This window comes from Phenylobacterium sp., from assembly GCF_030645195.1.
Lineage (GTDB): Bacteria > Pseudomonadota > Alphaproteobacteria > Caulobacterales > Caulobacteraceae > Phenylobacterium.
In genome coordinates this window covers 1-4,109 of the sequence record NZ_JAUSLW010000132.1, presented here as the reverse complement: position 1 = coordinate 4,109, position 4,109 = coordinate 1, and the positions used below count along the sequence as shown (strand labels likewise).

The following is a 4,109-nucleotide window of genomic DNA, read 5'->3' as shown; positions in this document are numbered from 1 at the left end:
CTGATCGGACCCTCGGGCTCGGGCAAGTCGTCCCTGCTGCACGCGGCAGGACTTCTGGAACGTCCGACCGCCGGCCAGATCTTCATCGAGGGTCGCGACTGCTCCAACCTCAGCGACCGGCTCCGCACCCGGGTGCGCCTGCACACCATCGGCGTCGTCTACCAGGCCCCCCACCTGCGTCCCGCGTGCTCGGCCCTGGATAACGTGGCCCCGCCGCAGATGATCGCCGGGGTGTCGCGCAAGGCCGCCCGCGAGCGCGCCTTCTTCCTGCTGGACCAGCTGGGCCTGGCCGAACGGGTCAAGCACCAACCCGCCCAGCTCTCCGGCGGCGAGCAGCAGCGCGTCGCCATCGCCCGCGCCCTGGCCAATTCGCCCCGCCTCCTGCTGGCCGACGAACCCACCGGCAACCTCGACCCGCACACGTCAGCGGCGGTGTTCGAGAACCTCTACGCCCTGGCACGCGCCACCGGCGTCGCGGCGCTCGTCGCCACCCACAACCTGGAGCTCGCCCGGCACATGGACCGGGTCTTGGGGCTCAAGGACGGGAAGCTGGAAGCGCAGACGGGGTTTTAGGGGGGCGCTCACCGCTTGCGGGCCTAACGCCGCCGACGCATGGTGACGTTCGCGCGGGGGGGGACCGTGAAATGAATCGCGCCCAAATAGCCTTGATTGCGGCGTACAGCATCTACTGCTCGCGCGCAGAGGCGTAGGTTCGCATGAGCCCGCTTACCATCACGCGGATCGCGAATGTCCTGACTCAGCAATTTCGCGACCATATCGACATGTCGGACTTGGCAAAGCACCCGCCCGAACAGGTGGAAACAGCCTTCCTTTCGCGAGCTATGGCGGCTCTGGCGGTGCGGAAGTTGGCGGGCGAGGACCCTGTGGTCGCAGCCAAGTCCGTCGTCGATGGCTACAATGACGGTGGCATAGACGCGATCCATTTTGACGCCAAGACGGACACGCTCCTGTTCGTTCAGGCGAAATGGAGCAAGAGCGGCAACGCTAGCATCAATGAGATAGCATCAAACAAGTTTGCCAACGGGGTCCGCGACCTTCTAGCAGATAGATTTGAACGCTTTGATCAGAAGGTTCGAGACAAGGAGTCGGAAATTCGGTCCGTCTTGTATTCGGAGCGCGCGATTAGACTTCGCCTCGTCACCATTCATACTGGTAGCCAACCCCCGCCGCCACACGCAACCAAGAGCATCGAAGACCTTGTCACTGAGTTGAATGGCGCCGTTCAGATCGCGTCTTATGAGGATTTCGACCAAGCCGGCGCTTACGGCTTGATTACGTCCGAAACTGCGGACCCCAAAATTAAACTGCAAATTGCGCTCCATGATTGGGGGCAAATTGAGCAACCTTACCTTGCATACTACGGCCGCGCGAACGTTACTGAAGTCGCGCAATGGTGGAAAGAGCACCGGAGTTTTCTGTTTACACAGAATCTACGACTATTTTACACCAATTCTGGCGTAAATAATGCAATCCAGCGCACTTTGTCAGAGAGTCCAGAGAATTTCTGGTACTTCAACAATGGGATTACAGTTATCTGCGACGCGGTGGACAAGAGTCTTGTGGGGTCTCCTGGGCGTGCATTGGGGTTATTTAATTGTGACGGAGTGAGTATCGTCAACGGGGCTCAGACAGTTGGTAGTATTGGAACGATTGTAGGATCTTCGGTAGATCCCGCCGAAGAGTTTGCTCGATCATTTGTGCCAGTTCGCATCATCTCCCTAGCCAAGACCTCACCTGAGTTTGGTCGCCAGATCACCAGAGCGGCAAATCTTCAGAATGCGGTGGGAAATAGAGAGTTTGCGGCGATGGATCCGCTACAGCATCGACTGGCAACCGACTTCGCTCTCGACAAGCGTCGGTATGTCTACAAGACGGGGGAGTCTGACCCGCGTAGCGATGATGGTTGTAGTATAGTCGAAGCTACGCAAGCGCTTGCAAGTGAACGGTCAATTGCTCTTGCAGTTCAGGTGAAGCGTGAGATTGGCGCAATTTGGGCCGATACAGCAGCTCCGCCATACACAGACTTATTCAACGAAGACCTGACTACATCTCGGCTTTGGAGAGCTGTTCGCGTCATGCGCGCTGTGGATGAAGAGCTGCACTTCCTGAAAGCTTCCATGGCTCCCCGCGCTTCCTTGGTGGCGATCCATCTAAATCGCGTCATCCTCCATTTTGTATTTCAGGACGCGGAAGTTCGACGAAGTTTCGCGCCGGACCGAACCGACGACGACGTGACTCTTGCGGCTCGGCAGGCAACTCCTCCGATCTTTCAGAAGGTGTCTGCCTACCTCGAAGGCAACCACGGCAGTGACTACCTGGCGCAGTTCGCGAAGAACACGGCCAAATGCGAGGAGCTAGCCAGGACCTATGACCGCAGGGATGGAGGCCCTCCTGGAGCACAAGGCAGCCTCTTGGATTGGGTGCGAGATGGGAAATAGCCCCCTTGTCATGAGAACAAAACCAGAATAGGAACATACCCGGAACATTCACAGGAGGGGCGTTATGGTTGTTCGTCTGGCGCGGGAATCGCTGGCCTTTGTGTCGGTGGCGGGCTTTGTCTGGATGATGTGTCAGGTCGCGCAACTGGCCGCCTGAGGCTGACAATCTGAGAGCGGAGGGCGGCGTGAGCGGGCAGGGCGGACAAGACGGTTTCGTCCATCTGCGGGTGCGCTCGGCCTATTCGTTGCTGGAGGGCGCCATCAAGGCCGACGCGGTCGGCAAGCTGGCGGCCAAGGCCCACATGCCGGCCGTGGCGCTCACCGACCGGGCCAACCTGTTCGGGGCTCTGGAGTTCTCCGTCGCCACCAAGGAGACCGGCGTCCAGCCCATCGTCGGCGTCGCCCTGCCGGTGCGCGGCATCGGCGAGGGGCCGCCCGAGCGCTGGGCCAAGATCCCCACCCTCGTCCTGCTGGCCCAGAGCGAGCAGGGCTATCTGCACCTCTCCGAACTCTCCTCGATGGCCTATCTGGACATCGAGCCCACCGACGAACCCCAGGTTCCCTGGAGCGCCGTCGTCGAGCGGGCCGAGGGGCTGATCCTGCTGTCGGGCGGCGTCGACGGGCCGGTCGATCCGCTGATGGCCGCGGGCAAGACCGCCGAGGGTCAGGCGGCCCTGGCCGAGATGCACCGGGTGTTCGGCGACCGCTTCTATATCGAGCTGCAGCGCCACGGCATGGCCGCCCAGGCCGCCGCCGAGCCGGAGCTGGTGGCCTACGCCTACGAGTTCGACATCCCGCTGGTGGCCACCAACGACGTCTATTTCGGCCCGGCCGAGCTCTACACCGCCCACGAGGCCCTGCTGTGCATCGCCGACGGCGCCTTCATCAGCCAGGAGGACCGCCGCCGGGTGACCCCCGAGCACTGGTTCAAGCCGGCCGAGGATATGCGCAAGCTGTTCGCGGATTTGCCGGAGGCCTGCGACAACACGCTGGATATCGCCCGGCGCTGCGCCTTCATGGTCAAGAAGCGCGACCCCATCCTGCCGCGCTTCCCCACCGTGGCCGGCCGCACCGAGGCCGAGGAGCTGGCCGAGCAGGCCCGCGAGGGACTGCGCAGACGGCTGGAAGGCCACATCCTCTCGGGGACCGAGCAGGACTACTGGGACCGGCTGGAGCGCGAGATCGGCGTCATCCAGGCCATGGGCTTCCCCGGCTACTTCCTGATCGTGTCGGACTTCATGAAGTGGGCCGTGGCCCATGACATTCCGGTCGGCCCGGGCCGGGGGTCCGGCGCGGGTTCGCTGGTGGCCTGGTCGTTGCTGATCACCGGCCTGGATCCCCTGCGCTACGGCCTGCTGTTCGAGCGGTTCCTGAACCCCGAGCGGGTGTCCATGCCCGACTTCGACATCGACTTCTGCCAGGAGCGGCGGGAGGAGGTGATCTCCTACGTCCAGCAGCGCTACGGCCGCGACCGGGTGGCCCAGATCATCACCTTCGGCACCCTGCAGGCCCGCGCCGTGCTGCGCGACGTGGGTCGTGTCCTGCAACTTCCCCTGGGCCAGGTGGACCGCCTGGCCAAGATGGTGCCGGCCAACCCCGCCAATCCGGTGACGCTCGCCCGCGCCATCGAGATCGAGCCGCGCCTGCGCC

Annotated in this window: 4 protein-coding genes; all 4 read left to right on the top strand. The window is 62.7% G+C overall.

Annotation, left to right across the window (positions count from 1 at the left end; genetic code table 11):
• A partial coding sequence (locus Q7T09_RS11410) for an ABC transporter ATP-binding protein (RefSeq protein WP_304699780.1) occupies window positions 1–573 on the top strand: 573 nt, incomplete at its 5' end.
• Between the two features lie 143 nt (window positions 574–716).
• Window positions 717–2,459: an AIPR family protein gene (locus tag Q7T09_RS11405; protein ID WP_304699779.1), complete on the top strand. Its 1,743-nt coding sequence runs from the start codon at window positions 717–719 to the stop codon at window positions 2,457–2,459.
• Between the two features lie 64 nt (window positions 2,460–2,523).
• Window positions 2,524–2,616 (top strand): cell division inhibitor SidA, encoded by a 93-nt coding sequence (gene sidA / locus Q7T09_RS11400; RefSeq protein WP_215340377.1) that lies wholly within the window; start codon window positions 2,524–2,526, stop codon window positions 2,614–2,616.
• Between the two features lie 28 nt (window positions 2,617–2,644).
• On the top strand, window positions 2,645–4,109 hold a 1,465-nt coding region (dnaE, locus tag Q7T09_RS11395), incomplete at its 3' end, for a DNA polymerase III subunit alpha (RefSeq protein WP_304699778.1).